The following is an 18,870-nucleotide window of genomic DNA, read 5'->3' on the forward strand; positions in this document are numbered from 1 at the left end:
GGCCACCCCGGCTCCGGCCGCCCCGGCCCCGGCGGCGCCCGCCGCCGCGGCGCCGTCCGCGCCGGCTCCGGCGACGCCCGGCCCGAAGGCCCCGGCCCCCAAGGCCCCGGCTCCGGCGGCCCCCGCCGCCCCGGCACCCGCCGCCCCCGCCGCGCGCGAGGGTGGTTCCGCCGGCCCGCGTCCGGGCGGTCCCCGCCCGTCGGGCCCGCGCCCGGGCAACAACCCGTACGCCTCGAGCCAGGGGATGGGCCGCAGCCGCGAGTCCGCCCCGCGCCCGGGCAACAACCCCTTCGCCCCGAGCCAGGGCATGCCCCGCCCGCAGAACCGCCCCGGCGGTCCGCGTCCGGGTGCCCCGGCGGGCACCGGCGGCCCGCGTCCCGCCGGCGCGCGGCCCAGCCCCGGCATGATGCCCGACCGCAGCGCGGTCGCCCGCCCCGGCGAGCGTCCGGCCCGCGGCGGCGGTCGTCCCGGTGCCGGTGGCGCCGGCCGTCCCGGTGGTGGCGGCGGCTTCGCCGGCCGTCCGGGTGGTCCCGGCGGTCGCGGTGGCCGCGGCAGCACCCAGGGTGCGTTCGGCCGCGGTGGCGGTCGTCCGGGCCGCGCCCGCAAGTCCAAGCGCGCGAAGCGCGCCGAGTTCGAGCAGATGCAGGCGCCGTCGATCGGCGGCGTCAGCGTCCCCCGCGGCGACGGCTCGACCGTCATCCAGATCCGCCAGGGCGCGAGCATCAGCGACTTCGCCGACAAGATCAACGCCAACCCCGGTGCGCTCGTCACCGTGCTCTTCCACCTCGGTGAGATGGCCACGGCGACGCAGAGCCTCGACGAGGACACCTTCAAGGTCCTCGGCACCGAGCTCGGCTACGACATCCGGATGGTCTCGCCGGAGGAGGAGGAGCGCGAGCTCTACGACTCCTTCAGCATCGACCTGGAGTTCGGCATCGACTCGGAGGACGACGAGGACCTCGAGGCCCGTCCGCCGGTCGTCACCGTCGTCGGCCACGTCGACCACGGCAAGACGCGCCTGCTCGACGCCATCCGCAACGAGGACGTCGCGGGCGGCGAGGCCGGTGGCATCACGCAGCACATCGGTGCCTACCAGATCCACCGCGAGCACGAGGGCGTCGACCGTCCGATCACCTTCATCGACACCCCGGGTCACGAGGCGTTCACCGCCATGCGTGCCCGTGGTGCGAAGGTCACCGACATCGCGATCCTCGTGGTGGCGGCGGACGACGGCGTCATGCCGCAGACCATCGAGGCGCTCAACCACATGCAGGCGGCCGACGTGCCGATCGTCGTCGCGGTCAACAAGATCGACGTCGACGGCGCGAACCCGAGCAAGATCCGCCAGCAGCTGACCGAGTACAACCTCGTGGCCGAGGAGTACGGCGGCGAGACGATGTTCGTCGACGTCTCCGCGAAGCAGGGGCAGAACATCGACAGCCTCCTCGAGGCCGTCCTGCTCACCGCGGACGCCGCGCTCGACCTGCGGGCCAACCCCGACCGCGACGCCCGTGGTGTCGCGATCGAGGCCAACCTCGACAAGGGTCGCGGTGCGACGGCCACCGTCCTCATCCAGTCCGGCACGCTCAACGTCGGTGACGCGATCGTCGCCGGCTCGGCCCACGGCCGCGTCCGCGCCATGCTCGACGAGCACGGCCAGAACGTCTCGGAGGCGACCCCGTCGCGTCCAGTCCAGGTCCTCGGCCTCTCCTCGGTCCCGCGGGCCGGCGACACGTTCGTCGTCGCCCCCGACGACCGCACCGCGCGCCAGATCGCCGAGAAGCGCGAGGCCGCCGACCGCCAGGCCAGCCTGGCCAAGGCCCGCAAGCGCATCTCGCTCGAGGACCTCAACGAGGCCCTCGCGGCGGGCAAGGTCGACACCCTCAACCTCATCCTCAAGGGTGACGTGTCGGGTTCGGTCGAGGCGCTCGAGGACGCCCTGCTGCAGATCGACGTGGGCGACGAGGTCGACCTGCGGATCATCGACCGCGGCGTCGGCGCGATCACGCTGAACAACATCAACCTGGCGATGGCGTCCAACGCGATCATCATCGGCTTCAACGTGCGGGCCGAGGGCCAGAACGCCGAGGTCGCCGAGCGCGAGGGCGTCGAGATCCGGTACTACCCGGTCATCTACCAGGCGATCGACGAGATCGAGCAGGCCCTCAAGGGCATGCTCAAGCCGGAGTTCGAGGAGGTCGAGCTCGGTTCGGCGGAGATCCGCGAGATCTTCCGCTCGAGCAAGTTCGGCAACATCGCCGGCTCGATCGTCCGCAGCGGCGAGATCAGGCGTGGGACGAAGGCCCGCATCACGCGCAACGGCGTGGTCGTGGCCGAGAACGTCGAGGTGGCCGGTCTGCGCCGGTTCAAGGACGACGTCACCGAGGTCCGCGAGGGCTTCGAGTGTGGCATCAACCTCGGGTCCTACAACGACCTCCAGCTCGAGGACCTCATCACCACCTACGAGATGCGGGAAAAGCCGCGCGCCTGACGCATCGAGTGAACAGAACACGCCGTGTGCCCTCCGGGGCGCACGGCGTGTTCTGTTCACTCGACGGGTGGGGGGACGGGCTCAGGTGAGCATCGCCTGCCCGAGCAGCTCGCCCGGCCGCGCCCCCGGCAGGACGGCGAAGACGGCCGAGCCGACCGGCGTCGTCCAGAGGTTGAGCAGGTCCATCTCGGCGAGCCGACGCTGGACCGGCACGAGCTGGCGCACCGGGTCGGCCTGGTACGCGACGAAGACCAGCCCGGTGCTGCTCGTCGCGCCGGTGCCGTCGTCGTACGAGTAGGGCCGGCGCAGGAACCGCTCGTGCGGGGCGCTCGCGTGCGCCCGGCGCAGGTGCGCCGCGTCGTCGATGCGGTGGAAGCCGAGCTCGTCGACGGCCGCGAGGTCGGCCGGGGCGTCGACGCCCCCTCCGGTCACCGGCGCGCCGGTGTCGAGCCGGCGGCCGACCGCGTTCTCGCGCGAGAACCGGTCGGCGCGGTCCCAGGCGTCGAGGTCCATCGCGATGCGGCGCACGACGACCGACGAGCCGCCGCGCAGCCACGCCGGCCCGTCGTCCCCGACCCACAGCAGGTCGGCGTCGAGCCCCGTGACGTCGGGCTGCACGGTGCCGTCGACCTGGCCGAGGAGGTTGCGCATCGGCAGCCCCGGACCCTCGAACGGCTCGCGGAACCCGCGCTGCACCCAGCGCACGCGCGCGAGGTCGGTGACCGCGGCGGTGAGGCGGCGCTGGGCGTGGGCGACCGTCGTCGGGCTCGCGGCGCACACCTGGAGCAGGAGGTCGCCGCCGCTCCAGCGCTCCTCGAGCCGGTCGATCTGCGGGAAGTCCGGCAGCGGCGTGAGCCACGTCGGCGTCGGCGCCCCCGCGAGGCGGACGACCCTCGGGCCCACGGCGACCGTCACGGTGAGGGACGCGGGGACGGCGGCGAGCTCGGGCTCGAGGTCGGTCAGCGGCCCGCGGCCGCCGACCAGCCGCTCGACGTCGTCGGTCCACACGGTGAGCAGGCGCTCGACGGCGCCGCGGTCGGCGTCCGGCATCAGGTCGAGCGCGACGAACGCGGCGTACGGCGGCGGGGCCTCGAGGATGCCGGCCTGGTGCGTCCCGCGGAACCCGCGCGCGACGGCACGCGCCCGGGTCAGGCGGTCGTCGACGACCGGCGTCGACCGCTCGCGCGCCACGGCGGCGCCGGCGCCGGTGACGACACCGGCGCCGGCTCCCGCGAGCCCGGAGAGGAGGACGGCCCGGCGGCGCGGTCGTGCGCCGCCGGCCCCGTCGGTGGTCCCGGACCCGTCGGTCACGACGCGGGGGAGGGCGCGTAGGACTCCTCGGCGCCCGAGAAGGCACGCACCGGCACGGTGAGGGTGACCTCGCCCGCGGACGTCGTCAGCGTCACGCTCGCCTGCGAGCCGTTGGGCACCGGGCCGGTGAGGTCCATGAGCATCACGTGGTTCGCCCCCGGCTCGAGGACGAACGTGCCCCCGGCCGGGATGGTGAAGCCGCCCTGCTTCTGCTGCATCTGCAGGGCGCCGGTGTCGGTCTTGACGGTCTCGTGCAGCTCGACCGTCCCGGCGAGCGGAGAGCTCCCGCCGGTGACGGTGAGCGCGGAGCCGCTCGTGTTCCTCAGCGTGCCGAACATGGCCGTCATCGGCATCGACATGTCCATGCCGTCCATGCCGTCCATGCCGCCGGAGGGGCTCGCGGAGGACATGTCCATCGGGGATGCCGACGCGGACGGTGACATCGACGCCATCGGCGACATCTCGCTGGCGTCGACGGCCTTGACCCAGCCGTCCTCGACGGTCAGCGGGGTCGCGGCGGGGGAGGAGCCGGTCTCGCCGGCGGTGTCGGTGCCGCAGCCGGCCACCCCGAGGGTGACGGCGGCGAGCACGGCGGTGAGGGCGACCCGGCGGGTCGCGGAGAGGGTACGGGACATGGGTGTCTCTTCCTGGCTGCGGGCGCGCGCACGCGCGCCCGGTCGGGCTCGTCGGGTGGCTGGTGACGGGCCGGCCGGAGGGGGATGGGAACCGACCGGGCCCGGAGCCGGCCCGGGGATGGGGCGAGCCGGCTCAGGAGAGGCCGAGAGGTGGCGCCCGGCCCCCCACCGGACGCGGCGTGCGCCCGAGGGGCCGGACGGCCACGAGGGGCACGGCGAGCCGCGGGACGAGGGGGGAGCGCAGCGGCGCGGCGGCCGGGGGCAGCAGCGCGGAGACCACGTGCCAGAGGGCGTCCTCGGCACGGGCGAGCAGGAGCGTGAGCGCGAGCGTCGCCACGAGGTGGGCGAGGAGCATCCGCGGCTCGAGGTGGGTCATCGGCGGCATGGCGGCGCCGGCGCCCGGCAGCGTCGCGCCGTGGTGGTGCGCCGGGGTGCCGGTGCCGTGGCCGGGGGCCATCGAGAGCAGCCCGAGGTGGACGACGACCTGGGCGGAGGCCAGGACGCCGAGCACCCCGGCCGTGCGCAGGCGGCGCCCCGCCACGAGCCACAGGGCCGGGCCGAGCACGAGCGCGAGGACGACGAAGGCGGCCGCCCCCGGGGCCTGCCCGCCACCGAGCTGGTGGGCGCCGGCCGAGACCCCGAGGACCGCGAGGGTGGCCGTGCCCGCGCGCGCGGCACGCACCACGGGGGCCCCTGCGGTCGCCATGGCGACGATGGTAGCCCCGGGGCGGTCGGGGGCGCTGCCAGTCACTAGGGTTGGGGACGCCCCGCGAGGGGCCGAGAACCCCACCCAGCCCGAGGAGGACCCGTGGCCGACGAAGCACGCGCCCGCAAGGTCGCCGACCGCATCAAGACGGTGACCGCCGCGAACCTCGAGTCCATCGTCAAGGACCCCGACCTCGGGTTCGTCACCGTCACCGACGTCCGCGTGACCGGCGACCTCCAGCACGCCTCGCTCTTCTACACCGTCTTCGGTGACGAGGCCCAGCGCGAGACGACCGCCCGCCTCCTCGAGGAGAGCAAGGGCCGGCTGCGCTCGTTCGTCGGCAGGCAGCTCGGCATCCGCCTCACCCCGACCCTCGAGTGGATCGCCGACGCGATCCCCGAGACCGCGGCGCACCTCGAGGACCTGCTCAAGGAGGCCCGCGAGCGCGACGCGCAGGTCGCGGCCGCTGCCGCTGCCGCGACCTACGCCGGCGAGGCCGACCCCTACCGCAAGCCCGAGGCGGACGAGGACGACGACACCGACGAAGGGCCCCGGGACGAGGCGTCGGGTGCGCTCGAGCGCTGAGCCCGCTCCCGACGGCCTCCTCGTCGTCGACAAGCCTCGGGACTGGACGAGCCACGACGTCGTCGCCCGCAGCCGGCGCCTGTGCGCCACCCGCAAGGTCGGCCACGCCGGCACGCTGGACCCGATGGCGACCGGCGTGCTCGTCCTCGGCGTCGGCCGGGCCACCCGCCTGCTCACCCACCTCGTCGGCGCCGACAAGGACTACACCGCGACCGTGCGCCTCGGCCAGGGCACGCTGACCGACGACGCCGAGGGCGAGGTGACGAGCGCGCCCGGCGCCGGGGCCCTGGACCGCGCCGCCGTCGAGGCCGCCGTCGTCGGGCTGACCGGCGCCGTCGAGCAGGTCCCGAGCGCCGTCAGCGCCATCAAGGTCGACGGGCAGCGCTCGTACCACCGGGTGCGCTCGGGGGAGGACGTGCAGCTGCCGGCGCGGCCGGTCACGGTGTCGCGCTTCGTCGTCACCGATGCCCGCGTGGGCACGGCGCCCGACGGCACCGCCGTGCTCGACGTCGACGTCGAGGTCACCGTCTCCTCCGGCACCTACGTGCGGGCCCTCGCGCGCGACCTCGGCGCGGCGCTCGGCAGCGCCGGCCACCTCACCGCCCTGCGCCGCACGCGCGTCGGAGGCCTGACGCTGGCCGACGCCCACCCGCTCGCCGACCTCGAGGCCCGCCAGGGCGAGCCGATGCCGGTCCTGCCGCTGGCCGAGGCCGCCCGGGCCACCTTCCCCTCCCGGTCCCTCGACGCCGACGAGGCCCGCGCCCTCGGCTACGGCCAGCGCATCCCGTCGCTCACGCCGGGGCGTACCGGCCCGGTCGCGGCCTTCGCCCCGGACGGCACGCTCGTCGCGCTGCTCGACGAGTCGCGCCCCACCGCGCGGTCCCTCGTCACCTTCGCCCCCGCGAGTTCGTAGAGTGTCACCCGTGCACCGATGGACCGACCCCGCCGCCACGCCCGAGGCCCTGCGCCCCTGCGTGCTCACGCTCGGCAACTTCGACGGCGTGCACCGCGGACACAAGGCGGTGATCTCGGCCCTCGTCGAGGCCGGCGCCCGGCTCGGCCTGCCCTCGGTCGCCATCACCTTCGACCCGCACCCGGTGGCGGTCCTGCACCCCGAGCGCGCCCCCGAGCTCATCGCCCCCGGCCGGGTGCGTGACGACCTCATCGCCGACACCGGGGTCGACGGCCTGCTCGTCCTCGACTTCACGACCGAGTTCGCCCAGCAGACGCCCGAGGACTTCGTGCGCTCGGTGTTCGTCCGCGGCCTCGACGCCCGCTGCGTCGTCGTCGGGATGGACACCCGCTTCGGCTACCGCAACGCCGGCGACGTCGGCACCCTCGTCGACCTCGGGGAGCAGTTCGGCTTCGAGGTCATCGCGCTCGACGACGTCGGCGACGGCGAGCGCTTCAGCTCGACCGTCATCCGGCGCGAGCTCGGCGAAGGCCGCGTCGCCGAGGCCGCGCGCATCCTCGGCCGCCCGCACCGGGTCGTCGGTGACGTCGTGCACGGCAACCACCGGGGCCGCGGCCTCGGGTACCCGACGGCCAACCTCTCGCCCGACTCCCTCGGGCTCGTGCCCGCCGAGGGCGTCTACGCCGGCTGGCTGACCCGGCTCGACGCGGCCGACGACGCCCCGGACCGCACGATGCCGGCCGCCGTGAGCGTCGGCACCAACCCCACGTTCGACACGCGCGACCGGCGCACCGTCGAGGCCTACGTCCTCGACCGCGACGACCTCGACCTGTACGACGAGACCGTCATGGTCGAGTTCGTCGAGCACATCCGCCCGACGCTGCGCTTCGGGAGCGTCGAGGAGCTCAAGGACGCGATGGCGGGGGACGTCGAGCGGTGCCGCGAGGTCCTCGCCAACATCGTCCCCGCCTGACCGGCGTCCCGGCCGTGCGCCGGGACGGCCGCGCGGCAGGTCACGACGTCGGGCTCTTCGTCGCCGCCGGCGGGGCCTCGCTCGTCGGCGCGCTGCTCGTGTGGTCGGCCACCGTCCGCACCGCCGGGTCCGCCTACCTCGTGCGGCACCTCGTCACCGCGGCCGTCGGGCTGGCGCTCGCGGTGCTCGTCGCGCGCGCCGGGCGGGGACGGCTGCGCGCCGCGGCGCCGTGGACGTGGGGCGCGGCCGTCGTCCTGCTGCTGCTCGTCCCGACCCCGCTCGGCACGACGGTCAACGGCGCCCGGTCGTGGATCCCGCTCGTCGGCGGCTTCACCCTCCAGCCGGCCGAGCTGGCCAAGGTCGGGATCGTGCTGGCCCTCGCCGCGGTCCTCACCCCGTGGCCCTCGCGCGGCGCGCCGCCCGGGGGCCGGGAGGTCGCGCTCGCCGCGCTCGTCCTCGCCGTGCCGGTCGGCCTCGTCGCGCTCCAGCCGGACCTCGGGAGCGCGGTCGTCCTCACCGCCGTCGGCGTCGTCGTGGTCGTCGTCGCCGGGCTGCGGCTGCGCTGGGTCGCGCTGCTCGTGGTGGCCGCCCTGGGGCTCGGCGTCGCCGCGTGGACGACGCCGCTGCTCTCGAGCTACCAGCGGGCCCGGCTGCTCACCTTCCTCGACCCGTCCGCCGACCCGCTCGGCGCCGGCTACCAGGTGGGTCAGGTCCGCCTCGCCGTCGCCGGGGGCGGCCTGTGGGGGCAGGGCTTCATGGAGGGGCCGCGCACCCAGGGCGGGTTCGTCCCCTTCCAGCTCAACGACTTCGTGTTCTCGGTCGCGGGGGAGGAGCTCGGGTTCGTCGGGGCGGCCGGCCTCGTCGTGCTGCTCGGGGTGCTCGTCGTCCGGGTGCTCGTCGTCGCCGCGCGCTGCGAGGAGCCCTTCGGCCGCCTCGTCGGGGTCGGCGTCGCGACGTGGCTGGCGGTCCAGGTGGTCCAGAACGTCGGGATGAACCTCGGTCTCCTGCCGGTCACCGGGCTGCCGCTGCCCTTCGTCTCCTACGGCGGCTCGTCGATGCTGGCCTCGTGGCTCGCGGTCGGGCTCGTCGACGCCGCCCAGGGCGGCTCGCGCGCGCCGTGACAAGGAAAGTGACCCGCCGGTAACGAACCCGTTCCCTCCGGGCGCCTCGTGTGACAGGATTCTGCGACCACGCCACCGATGCCGAGGACGATGCACCATGCACCGGGTGACCCCGCAGATCCACAGCCCCGCCGACGAGCCCGTGGACCACGCGGTCCTGGAGCACCGTGCCCGCAGCGTCGCGCACCTGTTCCGCGACCGGGTCGCCGCCTCCGGCGACCGGCCGGCCTTCCTCCACGCGAAGGTGTCCGAGGCGGGTGACGAGTGGGTGACGACCTCGTGGCGCGAGCTCGACGTCGTCGTGCGCGAGCTCGGCGCCGGGCTGGTCGCGCTCGGGGTCGAGCCCGAGGACCGCGTGGCCATCGCCTCCGGCACCCGCTACGAGTGGGCCCTCGCCGACCTCGCGGTCATGGTCGCGGGCGCCGCGACGACGACGATCTACCCGACGACGATCGCCGACGACGTCGCGTTCATCCTCGCCGACTCCGGCACGCGGGTCGTGTTCGCGGAAAACGGCGAGCAGCTCGAGAAGCTGCGCTCGGTGCGCGAGCGGACGCCGGGTGTCGGCCGTGTGGTCCTCATGGAGGGGAGTGCCGACGGCGACGACTGGACGCTCACCTTCGACGAGCTGCGGCAGCTGGGCCGGGAGTACCTCCAGGGCGACCCGGGTGCGGTCGACGCGCGCATCGACGCGCTGACCCCCGACCGGCTCGCGACGATCATCTACACCTCGGGCACGACCGGCCGGCCCAAGGGCGTGCGCCTGCTGCACTCCGCGTGGACCTACGAGGGCGCCGCGACCGAGGCCATCGACATCCTCACCGAGGACGACGTGCAGTACCTCTGGCTGCCGCTCGCGCACGTCTTCGGCAAGAACCTGCTGACCCTGCCGCTGCAGATCGGCTTCGCGACGGCCATCGACGGCCGGATCGACAAGATCGTCGACAACCTCGCGGTCGTCAAGCCCACCTTCATGGGCGCCGCCCCGCGCATCTTCGAGAAGGCGTACGCGCGCATCCAGATGATGATGGAGGCCGAGGGCGGCCTCAAGCTCAAGCTCTTCCGGGCGGCGTCTTCGACCGGGCGCGAGGTGAGCATCCTGCGTGAGCAGGGCAAGCAGCCCTCCGGCCTGCTGGCGCGCAAGCACGCCCTGCTCGACAAGCTCGTCGCGAGCAAGATCCGCGAGCGCTTCGGCGGCAACATCCGCTTCTTCATCTCCGGCTCCGCGGCGCTCAACCAGGACGTCGCGCGCTGGTTCGACGCGATGGGGATGCTCATCGCCGAGGGCTACGGGATGACCGAGACGAGCGCCGCGTCGTTCGTCAACCGCACGCGGGCCTACCGCTACGGCACGGTCGGCTGGCCGCTGCCCGGCATCGAGGTGCGCATCGCCGAGGACGGCGAGGTGCTGCTGCGCGGCCCGGGCAACATGGAGGGGTACCACAACAACCCCGACGCCACGGCCGAGACCATCGACCCCGACGGCTGGCTGCACACCGGCGACATCGGCGAGCTCGACGAGCGGGGCTTCCTGCGGATCACCGACCGCAAGAAGGACCTCTTCAAGACCAGCGGTGGCAAGTACGTCGCGCCGGCGGTCATCGAGTCGACCTTCAAGGGCCTGTGCCCGTACGCGAGCCAGCTCATCGTCCACGGCGCCGACCGCAACTTCGTCTCCGCGCTCATCACGCTCGACCCGGACGCCATCGCCGGCTGGGCCGCGCAGAACGGGATGGAGGGCGCCTCCTACCGCGACGTCGTCACCTCCGACGCCTGCCGCGAGATGGTCCAGGGCTACGTCGACCAGCTGAACGCCGGCCTCAACCGGTGGGAGACGATCAAGAAGTTCACCATCCTCGAGAGCGACCTCACCGTCGAGCAGGGCGAGCTGACGCCGAGCCTCAAGCTCAAGCGCAAGGTCGTCGCCGAGCGGTACAAGGACGTCCTCGACAGCCACTACTCCGGCTGAGGCCCCGCCCTCAGCCGCGGTCGCCGACGCCGAGGCGGACCTCGCGGGTCGAGCCGTCGGTGTAGGTGACCGTGGCCGGGGGCGTGGTGTCGAGGGTGGGGTCGTCCGGCGTCACCCCGACCGGCCCGGGCCACCACGCCGCGAGGTGGCCGCCGGTGACGGTCGCGACGACGTCGCCGTGGTTCGGCGTGTGGACGGTGACCGCGGCGACCTGCGGGCCGACGAGCCCGACGAGGACCGAGACCATCCGCCCCGAGGAGCCGCCCGAGCCGCCGCTCGTCACGGCGACCTCGCGCGGCCCCGGGCTGGGCGAGCCCGGACCGTAGCCCATCGAGCCGAACTCCGTGCCCCCGAGGAAGCGGTCCTCGCTGATGCAGGTGGCGTCGAAGCCGCGGTCGTCGCCGAGGACGACGAGGGTCCAGTCGCCCCGCTGCTCGGCGGCGACGACCGGGGCGCGCTCGATCGTGCCGCGGCTGACGCCGGTCGGGTCCGGCCCGTCACCCCGGAGGGTGTCGACGAGGGAGTCGCGGCAGTCGTCGGCGGCGGCGAGCTGCTCGGGGGTCGTCGGGCGGTGGGGGGTGGCCGTCCACGTCGCGTAGGCGGAGTCGCCGCCGGTGAGCACCTGGGCGCCGACGACCCCGACGACGGCGGTCGCCGCCGCGAGGGCCCCGGTCAGGGCGAGGCGGCGCCCGGTGCGTCGGCGTGAGGCCGGCCGCAGCGGCACCGGCGCCGGGGGAGCGGCGAGGACCCGCTCGAGGGTGGCGGCGGCGCGGGCGCGCTGGGCGTCGTCGAGGTCGTGCGGGGCGGGGTCGAGGGCGGTCAGGGCCGCGCGGGTCGTGGCGTCGAGGTCGGAGCGGCTCATGACGGGCTCCCTTCGGGGACGGGTCGGGGTCGGGCGGAACGGGTCTCGACGAGGTCGAGGTGGCGGCGCAGGGCGCGTCGGGCGCGGGTGAGTCGCAGCCGGAAGGCGACCGGCGAGATGCCGAGGACGCTCGCGGCCTCCGGCGACGTGAGGTCGTCCCAGTAGGCGAGGGCGAGCACCTCCTGGTCGCCGGCGCTCAGGCGGGGCCAGGCGGCGACGAGGTCGAGGCGGCGGGCGACGAGGTCCGGGTCCTCGCCGCCGAAGGGACCGCTGCGCCCGGCCTCGTCGGCCAGCCGGACGGCCAGCGCCTCGCGCCGCCGGACGCCGCGCCGGTCGTTGAGCAGCACCCCGCGGGCGACGCCGAAGGCCCAGGCCCGTCCGTCGCCGAGGTCGGTCGGCAGCTCGGCGACGCGCCGCCAGAGCACGAGGAAGGTCTCGGCGACGACGTCCTCGGCGTGGGTGGGGTGCACGTGACGGCTGACGAAGCGCAGGACGTCGGGGTACCAGGCCGCGTAGGCGGCCCGGAAGCGCTCCTCGTCGCCCGGCGGGGGCTGGTCGCTCGGTGTCTCCATGTCCCCCTCCTGTCCGGCTCCGGCGGCAGTGTGTCACCGCCGGCGAGGGCGCGTCAGTCGAGGTCGGCGAGCGCGGTGGAGACGGCGCGGTGGAAGGTCGGGTAGGCGAGCACCTGCTCGCGCAGCACCGCGGTCGGCACCTTGGCGTGCACCGCCGTCGCGAGCATCGAGAGGACCTCGCCGCCCATGGGCCCGACGGAGGTCGCGCCGACGAGGTGGCCGGCCGCCCGGTCCTCGACGAGGAGGATGACGCCCTCGCCGCCGGGGCCGTGGATCCAGCCGCGCGAGCTCTCGCCGAGCGGCGCCCGCCCGACGCGCACGTCGACCCCGGCGTCGCGCGCCTGCTGCTCGGTCATCCCGACGGCGCCGACCTCGGGGTCGGTGTAGGTGACGCGCGGGACGGCGTGGTAGCTCGCCCACGGTCCGTCGGTGCCCGTGACGTCCCGCACGGCGATGCCCGCCTGGTACATCGACATGTGGGTGAAGGCGCCCTTGCCGGTGATGTCGCCGATGGCCCACAGCCTCTCGCCCGCGCGCATCCGCTCGTCGGTCTCCAGCGAGCGGGCGGCGGGGTCGAGCCCGACGGTCTCGAGGCCGATGTCGTGGAGGTTCGGGCGGCGGCCCGCGGCGACGAGCAGCCGGTCGGCGTCGAGGTCGAGGTCGGTGCCGTCGGCGTCGGTGACCGCGACGGTGAAGCGGCCGTCGGCGTGCGCCACCGACCGGATCGAGGCCCCGGCGAGGACCTGGATGCCGTCGGCCGCGAAGGCGGAGGCGACGACCTCGGAGGCCGCGGGCTCCTCGAGCGCGAGGATGCGCGGCGCCATCTCGACGAGGGAGACCCGTGTGCCGAAGCGTGCGAAGGCCTGCGCGAGCTCGGCGCCGATCGCGCCGCCGCCGACGACGACGAGCGAGGCGGGCGCCTCGGTGGCCTGCAGCGCCTCGCGGTTGGTCCAGTACGGGGTGCCGGATAGGCCCTCGACCGGCGGGGCGGCGGGGGCGGTGCCGGTGTTGAGGACGACGCCGACCTTCGCGACGTACCGGGTGCCGCCGACCTCGACGACGCCCTCGCCCGCGAGCCGCCCGTGCCCCCGCACGAACGTGACCCCGGCGTCCTCGAGCCGTTGCACCGCGACCGTGTCGTCCCAGTCGTCGGTGGCCTCCTCGCGGATGCGGCGCGCGACGACCGAGAAGTCGGGGGAGGTGGTCGCGGCGCCGGCCAGCGTCCCGACCCGGTGGGCCTCGGCGAGCGAGTTGGCCGCGCGGATCATCATCTTGCTCGGGATGCACCCGAAGTACGGGCACTCGCCGCCGACGAGGCGCTCGTCGACGCCGACGACGGACAGGCCGGCCTTCGCCGCCTCGGTGGCGACCGACTCACCACCGGGGCCGAGGCCGAGGACGACGAGGTCGACGTGCTGCTCTTCGCTCATGGGGCGAGCCTCGCACGCCCGGCGCCGCCCCGACACCCGTCGCGACGCCGGTTTGGGTGCCGCTCGCGCCCGACCTACCCTTGGGGGATGCCCGGTGAGTCCGTCTTCCCCGCCCTCGAGCCGCTGCTCGAGCAGGTGAGCAAGCCCATCCAGTACGTCGGGGGCGAGCTGAACTCGACGGTCAAGCCCTGGGAGGTCGCCGGCGACGCGACCGTCCGCTGGGCGCTCATGTACCCCGACGCGTACGAGGTCGGCGTGCCGAACCAGGGCGTCATGATCCTCTACGAGGTGCTCAACGAGCGCGAGGACGCCCTCGCCGAGCGCACCTACGCCGTCTGGCCCGACCTCGAGGCCCTGATGCGCGAGCACGGCGTCCCGCAGTTCACGGTCGACGCCCACCGGCCGGTCGGCGACTTCGACGTCCTCGGCATGTCGTTCTCGACCGAGCTCGGCTACACGAACATGCTCACCGCCCTCGACCTCGCGGGCATCCCGCTCCACGCGAGCGACCGCGACGAGACCCATCCGATCGTGCTGGCGGGCGGCCACGCGGCGTTCAACCCGGAGACGGTGGCCGACTTCGTCGACTGCGCCGTCGTCGGCGACGGCGAGGAGGCCGTGCTCGCGGTCACCGACATCATCGGCGACTGGAAGCGCGAGGGTCGCCCGGGCGGCCGCGACGAGCTCCTGATGCGCCTCGCGCGCACCGGCGGCGTCTACGTCCCGCGCTTCTACGACGTCTCGTACCTGCCGGACGGCCGCATCCAGCGCGTCGCCCCCAACCGTCCCGGCGTGCCGTGGCGGGTGTCGAAGCACACCGTCATGGACCTCGACGCGTGGCCGTACCCGAAGCAGCCGCTCGTGCCGCTCGCCGAGTCGGTGCACGAGCGGATGTCGGTCGAGATCTTCCGCGGCTGCACCCGCGGCTGCCGCTTCTGCCAGGCCGGGATGATCACCCGCCCGGTGCGCGAGCGCTCCATCACCGGCATCGGCGAGATGGTCGAGCGCGGCCTGGCCGCGACCGGCTTCGAGGAGGTCGGGCTGCTCTCGCTGTCGAGCGCCGACCACTCCGAGATCGCCGACGTCACCAAGGGCCTCGCCGACCGCTACGAGGGCACGAACACCGGTCTGTCGCTGCCGTCCACGCGCGTCGACGCCTTCAACATCGACCTCGCGAACGAGCTGACCCGCAACGGTCGCCGCTCCGGCCTGACCTTCGCGCCCGAGGGCGGCTCGGAGCGCATCCGCAAGGTCATCAACAAGATGGTCAGCGAGGACGACCTCATCCGCACCGTCGCCGCCGCGTACGGCGCGGGCTGGCGGCAGGTCAAGCTCTACTTCATGTGCGGCCTCCCGACCGAGACCGACGAGGACGTGCTCCAGATCGCCGAGCTCGCCAAGCGGGTCATCGAGACCGGCCGGCAGGTCAGTGGCCGCCGCGACATCCGCTGCACGGTGTCCATCGGCGGGTTCGTGCCCAAGCCGCACACGCCCTTCCAGTGGGCCGCGCAGCTCGGCGCCGACGAGACCGACGCGCGCCTGCAGAAGCTGCGCGACGCCATCCGCTCGGACAAGCAGTTCGGCCGCTCGATCGGGTTTAGGTACCACGACGGCAAGCCCGGCATCGTCGAGGGCCTGCTCTCGCGCGGCGACCGCCGGGTCGGCCGGGTCATCGAGGCCGTGTGGCGCGACGGCGGCCGGTTCGACGGCTGGTCCGAGCACTTCTCGTACGAGCGGTGGATGGACGCCGCCGAGCGCGAGCTGCCGCCGCAGGGCGTCGACGTCGCCTGGTACACGACCCGCGAGCGCGAGGAGTCGGAGGTCCTGCCGTGGGACCACATCGACTCCGGGCTCGACAAGGAGTGGCTCTGGCAGGACTGGCTCGACGCCGTCGACGAGGTCGAGGTCGACGACTGCCGCTGGACGCCGTGCTTCGACTGCGGCGTCTGCCCGCAGATGAACACCGAGATCGAGATCGGCCCCACCGGCAAGACGCTCCTGCCGCTGACCGTCCTCGGCTCCGGCCGCGAGCGGATGGCCGAGGCCGCCCACACCCACTGACCGCGAGGATCCGTGTCGTCACGGTGACGGCGCGGATCTTCCGGGACGACGCGGATGCATCCGCGTCCCGAGGAAGTTTCCGCGTCATCACCGTGACGGCGCGGACAGTCCGGTCCCAGGGTGCGACAGCGACAACCCCGCACGTGCGGGCTTGGCGCGGGCGCCTGGCGGAGCGGACAGCGATAACCCCGCACGTGCGGGCTTGGGACGCCCGGCAGCGGTCAGGCGCGCAGGCTCGCGACGACCGACTCGACGCGCCGGGCCCGCGTCTCGGGCTTTTTCGCCGCGAGGACGGCCTCGGCGTGCCGGCGCTGCGCGCTGTAGGTCAGCGCCTCCCACGCCCGGGCCGCGTCGGCGTCGGCAGCGAGGGCCGAGGCGAGGTCCTCGGGGACCTCGACGGTGCGCGGCGCGTCGTCGAGGACGACCGTGACGGTGTGGGTCTCGCCGGCCGCGATGCCCGCAGCCTCCCGGACGGCGGCGCTCGCGCCGAGGAGGAATCGCCCGCCCATCGCGGCGATGCTCGTGCGCCACGTGTGGCCGGCGACCGTCGCCGCGACCTTGGGCCGCCGCCCGCCGCCGAGCCCCTCGACGACCTCGTCGGGGACGACGAACCCCGTCGTCGTCCCGCCCGTGGCCTCCAGCTGCGTCGTGAACTCCATGGGGGGATGGTGCCCGAGCGGCGCCCTCCGGGGGAGTGACCGAGCCGACCCGTGGCATCGGCCGCATCCCCGGCGCGCGCCACCCCGCCGGTGCCACGATGAGGACGTGGGCCGGCCCAGCACGAGCAGCGGACGCCGCTCGCTGCTGCTCGGCACCGACTCGGCCGGCGACGCGGTCCGACGGATCGCGGTGGCGCTCACCGCGCTCGCCGTCGTCATCGTCGTCGGGACGATCGGCTACCTCGTGCTCGGCTTCACCCTGCTCGAGGCGCTCTACCAGACGGTGACGACCGTGGCGACGGTCGGCTTCCGCGAGGTCCGGCCCCTCGGCCCGGCCGGGGAGGCCTTCACCATCGTCCTCATCCTCCTCGGGGTGGGGACCGTCCTGTACAACCTGGGGGTCCTCGTCGAGGCCGTCACCGAGGGCCACCTGCGCGAGCACCTCGGGAGGCGCCGGATGGAGCGCGACATCGCGGGGCTGCGCGACCACGTCATCGTCTGCGGGTTCGGCCGGGTCGGCCGCTCCGCGACCCGCTACCCGCTGGACCGCGGCCACGCGGTCGTCGTCGTCGACACCGACGCCACCCGGCTCGAGGGCCACACCGGCCCGTTCGTCCACGGGGACGCCGCGAGCGACGACACCCTGCGGGCCGCCGGCATCGACCGCGCCCGCGCCCTCGTCTGCGCGCTCGACACCGACGCCGACACGACGTACGCGACCCTGTCGGCGCGCGCCCTGCGCCCCGACCTCGTCATCATCAGCCGGGCCCGCACGCTCGGCTCGAAGGAGAAGCTCGTCCTCGCCGGCGCCACGCGGGCCGTCAACCCGCAGCTCATCGGCGGACGGAGGATGGCCTCCTTCGCCCTGCACGCCGACGTCGCGGAGTTCCTCGACGAGGTGATGCACGACGACGACCTCGACGTCCGCATCGAACAGGTCCGCCTGACCGACACCGACGCCGTCGTCGGCCGCACCCTCGCCGAGGTCGACGTCCCGGGGACGTGCGGGTGCCAGCTGCTCGCGGTGCGCGCGCCGCGGAAGGGGCCGTTCACGCCGTCGCCGCCCTCCGGCACCGTCCTGACCGCGGGGGCCACGCTCATCGTCTTCGGGACGCCCGAGCAGGTCGGCCGCCTGCGCGCGCTCGCGGCCGGCGGGCGCGTCCCGACCGTCGTCGACGGCTGACGCAGCACCGACGCCCCTGTCAGGATGACGCCGTGGACGAGCGACCGACCCCGCCCCGCGAGATCACGCTGCGCTTCCTCGCCGCGCCGACCGATGCCGGGCACTCCGGCTCGGTGAGCGCGGGCCGGGTGCTCGAGTGGATCGACAAGGCGGGCTACGCGGCCGCCGCCGGCTGGAGCGGCAACTACTGCGTCACGGCGTACGTCGGCAACGTCCGCTTCACCCGCCCCGTCGAGGTCGGCGACCTCGTCGAGGTGACGGCCACCGTCGTCCACACGGGGCGCTCGTCGATGCACATCACGGTCGACGTCGCCTCCGGCGCCCCGCGCACCCGCCGGCTCGAGCCGGCCACGCGCTGCCTCATCGTCTTCGTCGCCGTCGACGCCGAGGGCCGCTCGACCCCGGTGCCGCCGCTCGTCCCGGCGACGCTGGGGGAGGAGCTGCAGCAGCGCTGGGCGGTGCGCCGGGCCGAGCTGCGCGCCGAGGTCGAGGCCGCGATGGCCGGCCAGGTCTACTCGGACGCCGGCACCGCCCCGCGTGTCACGATGCGCTTCCTCGCCGCCCCCACCGACGTCAACTGGGGCGGCAAGGTGCACGGCGGCATCGTCATGCGCTGGATCGACGAGGCGGCGCACGTCCTCGCCACCCGGTGGACCGGCAGCGCCGACAACGTCGCGATCTTCACCGGCGGGGTGCGCTTCTACCGGCCGCTGCGCATCGGGCACCTCGTCGAGGTCGAGGCGCGGCTGCTGCACACGGGCCGGACGTCGATGCACGTCGGCGTCCACGTGCGCTCGGGCGACCCCGCCGAGGGCGAGGGCTCCCTCGAGCTGACCACGTACTGCCGCACCGTGTTCGTGGCCCTCGACGCCGAGCGGCGGGCCGTCCCGGCGCCGACGTGGACGCCGGTCAGCGACGAGGACCGGGACCTCGACGCCCACGCCCTCGAGCTCGTCGCCATCCGGGAGCGCTTCGGGGACTGACCGGGTGCCGAGGGGGCGGCGACCATGTGCCGTTGACGATGGTGTGTGACGCACACTATCGTGCCGGCATGACCTCACTCGACGACCCGACCCTCGCGGGGCACCTCCAGGAGCTGCGCCGGGGCACGGTCGTCGTCGCCGCCCTGGCGAGCCTGCGGACCGCGGGCTACGGCTACGCGCTCCTCGAGACGCTGGGCCGGGCCGGCTTCGAGGTCGACGCCAACACGCTCTACCCGCTGCTGCGCCGGCTCGAGAAGCAGGGCCTGCTCACGGCGGAGTGGAACACCGAGGAGTCCCGCCCGCGGAAGTTCTACCGGACGAGCCCCTCCGGCGAGGACGTCCTCGCCGCCCTCCGTGCCGACTGGCGCGCGCTCGACGCCGCCATCACCGACCTCGCCTGACCCGACCGACCGGAG

17 protein-coding genes are annotated in these 18,870 nt (G+C 74.6%); 10 read left to right on the forward strand and 7 right to left on the reverse strand.

The window, feature by feature from the left end; all coding sequences use genetic code 11:
* A partial coding sequence (infB, locus tag KMZ30_RS19925) for a translation initiation factor IF-2 (RefSeq protein WP_226905284.1) occupies nt 1-2,491 on the forward strand: 2,491 nt, incomplete at its 5' end.
* Between the two features lie 81 nt (nt 2,492-2,572).
* Here the strand turns inward: infB and KMZ30_RS19930 are convergent.
* The 3 genes from KMZ30_RS19930 to KMZ30_RS19940 form a co-directional block, all read right to left on the reverse strand.
* Complete coding sequence (locus KMZ30_RS19930; protein ID WP_215511295.1) at nt 2,573-3,802, reverse strand: Dyp-type peroxidase; 1,230 nt, start codon at nt 3,800-3,802, stop codon at nt 2,573-2,575.
* On the reverse strand, nt 3,799-4,437 hold the full coding sequence (locus KMZ30_RS19935; protein ID WP_215511296.1) for a copper chaperone PCu(A)C: 639 nt from the start codon (nt 4,435-4,437) through the stop codon (nt 3,799-3,801). The genes KMZ30_RS19930 and KMZ30_RS19935 overlap by 4 nt, the downstream gene beginning before the upstream one ends.
* Before the next feature lie 133 nt (nt 4,438-4,570).
* On the reverse strand, nt 4,571-5,143 hold the full coding sequence (locus tag KMZ30_RS19940) for a hypothetical protein (RefSeq protein ID WP_215511297.1): 573 nt from the start codon (nt 5,141-5,143) through the stop codon (nt 4,571-4,573).
* Between the two features lie 102 nt (nt 5,144-5,245).
* Between KMZ30_RS19940 and rbfA the strand changes: the two genes are divergently transcribed.
* The 5 genes from rbfA (at nt 5,246) to KMZ30_RS19965 (ending at nt 10,704) form a co-directional block, all read left to right on the forward strand.
* Entirely contained in the window at nt 5,246-5,728 is a 483-nt protein-coding gene (gene rbfA / locus KMZ30_RS19945) for a 30S ribosome-binding factor RbfA (RefSeq protein ID WP_215511298.1), read from the forward strand.
* Nucleotides 5,712-6,641, forward strand: a complete 930-nt coding sequence (truB, locus tag KMZ30_RS19950; RefSeq protein ID WP_215511299.1) for a tRNA pseudouridine(55) synthase TruB — start codon at nt 5,712-5,714, stop codon at nt 6,639-6,641. Before rbfA ends, truB begins: the two co-directional genes overlap by 17 nt.
* Before the next feature lie 10 nt (nt 6,642-6,651).
* The gene (locus KMZ30_RS19955; RefSeq protein ID WP_308279533.1) at nt 6,652-7,614 is read left to right on the forward strand and encodes a bifunctional riboflavin kinase/FAD synthetase; all 963 of its coding nucleotides are present in this window, start codon (nt 6,652-6,654) and stop codon (nt 7,612-7,614) included.
* A 14-nt stretch (nt 7,615-7,628) separates the two neighbouring features.
* Complete coding sequence (locus tag KMZ30_RS19960) at nt 7,629-8,735, forward strand: FtsW/RodA/SpoVE family cell cycle protein (RefSeq protein WP_308279534.1); 1,107 nt, start codon at nt 7,629-7,631, stop codon at nt 8,733-8,735.
* Nucleotides 8,736-8,832: 97 nt separating this feature from the next.
* Entirely contained in the window at nt 8,833-10,704 is a 1,872-nt protein-coding gene (locus tag KMZ30_RS19965; RefSeq protein ID WP_215511301.1) for an AMP-dependent synthetase/ligase, read from the forward strand.
* A gap of 10 nt (nt 10,705-10,714) precedes the next feature.
* Here the strand turns inward: KMZ30_RS19965 and KMZ30_RS19970 are convergent, their stop codons facing one another.
* From KMZ30_RS19970 to KMZ30_RS19980, 3 genes are read right to left on the reverse strand one after another with little or no spacing between them, the layout of a single operon-like run.
* Nucleotides 10,715-11,566: a hypothetical protein gene (locus KMZ30_RS19970; protein WP_215511302.1), complete on the reverse strand. Its 852-nt coding sequence runs from the start codon at nt 11,564-11,566 to the stop codon at nt 10,715-10,717.
* The gene (locus KMZ30_RS19975; RefSeq protein ID WP_215511303.1) at nt 11,563-12,138 is read right to left on the reverse strand and encodes an RNA polymerase sigma factor; all 576 of its coding nucleotides are present in this window, start codon (nt 12,136-12,138) and stop codon (nt 11,563-11,565) included. Before KMZ30_RS19975 ends, KMZ30_RS19970 begins: the two co-directional genes overlap by 4 nt.
* A gap of 53 nt (nt 12,139-12,191) precedes the next feature.
* Complete coding sequence (locus tag KMZ30_RS19980) at nt 12,192-13,568, reverse strand: dihydrolipoyl dehydrogenase family protein (protein WP_215511304.1); 1,377 nt, start codon at nt 13,566-13,568, stop codon at nt 12,192-12,194.
* 87 nt (nt 13,569-13,655) lie between these two features.
* On the opposite strand from KMZ30_RS19980, the gene KMZ30_RS19985 reads away from it, so the two are divergent.
* Nucleotides 13,656-15,629: a TIGR03960 family B12-binding radical SAM protein gene (locus KMZ30_RS19985; RefSeq protein ID WP_215511305.1), complete on the forward strand. Its 1,974-nt coding sequence runs from the start codon at nt 13,656-13,658 to the stop codon at nt 15,627-15,629.
* A gap of 221 nt (nt 15,630-15,850) precedes the next feature.
* Here the strand turns inward: KMZ30_RS19985 and KMZ30_RS19990 are convergent, their stop codons facing one another.
* Complete coding sequence (locus KMZ30_RS19990; RefSeq protein WP_215511306.1) at nt 15,851-16,288, reverse strand: YdeI/OmpD-associated family protein; 438 nt, start codon at nt 16,286-16,288, stop codon at nt 15,851-15,853.
* Between the two features lie 106 nt (nt 16,289-16,394).
* Here KMZ30_RS19990 and KMZ30_RS19995 point away from each other — a divergent pair, with 106 nt between their 5' ends.
* From KMZ30_RS19995 to KMZ30_RS20005, 3 genes are all read left to right on the forward strand, one after another.
* A complete protein-coding gene (locus KMZ30_RS19995) occupies nt 16,395-17,471 on the forward strand; it encodes a potassium channel family protein (protein ID WP_215511307.1) in 1,077 nt (358 codons plus the stop codon).
* Nucleotides 17,472-17,503: 32 nt separating this feature from the next.
* Nucleotides 17,504-18,454, forward strand: a complete 951-nt coding sequence (locus KMZ30_RS20000) for an acyl-CoA thioesterase (protein WP_215511308.1) — start codon at nt 17,504-17,506, stop codon at nt 18,452-18,454.
* 68 nt (nt 18,455-18,522) lie between these two features.
* Nucleotides 18,523-18,855 carry a PadR family transcriptional regulator gene (locus tag KMZ30_RS20005; protein WP_215511309.1) on the forward strand — a complete coding sequence of 111 codons (333 nt, stop codon included), beginning with the start codon at nt 18,523-18,525 and terminating at the stop codon, nt 18,853-18,855.
* Nucleotides 18,856-18,870 lie beyond the last annotated feature (15 nt).

The organism is Phycicoccus mangrovi (assembly GCF_018729305.1).
GTDB lineage: Bacteria > Actinomycetota > Actinomycetes > Actinomycetales > Dermatophilaceae > Phycicoccus > Phycicoccus jejuensis.

Coding starts and splice junctions, on each gene's coding strand:
- KMZ30_RS19935 (WP_215511296.1), bottom strand. CDS start 4,437: ATGTCCCGTACCCTCTCCGCGACCCGCCGGGTCGCCCTCACCGCCGTG.
- KMZ30_RS19990 (WP_215511306.1), bottom strand. CDS start 16,288: ATGGAGTTCACGACGCAGCTGGAGGCCACGGGCGGGACGACGACGGGG.
- KMZ30_RS19985 (WP_215511305.1), top strand. CDS start 13,656: ATGCCCGGTGAGTCCGTCTTCCCCGCCCTCGAGCCGCTGCTCGAGCAG.
- KMZ30_RS19980 (WP_215511304.1), bottom strand. CDS start 13,568: ATGAGCGAAGAGCAGCACGTCGACCTCGTCGTCCTCGGCCTCGGCCCC.
- KMZ30_RS19975 (WP_215511303.1), bottom strand. CDS start 12,138: ATGGAGACACCGAGCGACCAGCCCCCGCCGGGCGACGAGGAGCGCTTC.
- KMZ30_RS19940 (WP_215511297.1), bottom strand. CDS start 5,143: ATGGCGACCGCAGGGGCCCCCGTGGTGCGTGCCGCGCGCGCGGGCACG.
- KMZ30_RS20005 (WP_215511309.1), top strand. CDS start 18,523: ATGACCTCACTCGACGACCCGACCCTCGCGGGGCACCTCCAGGAGCTG.
- KMZ30_RS19970 (WP_215511302.1), bottom strand. CDS start 11,566: ATGAGCCGCTCCGACCTCGACGCCACGACCCGCGCGGCCCTGACCGCC.
- KMZ30_RS19965 (WP_215511301.1), top strand. CDS start 8,833: ATGCACCGGGTGACCCCGCAGATCCACAGCCCCGCCGACGAGCCCGTG.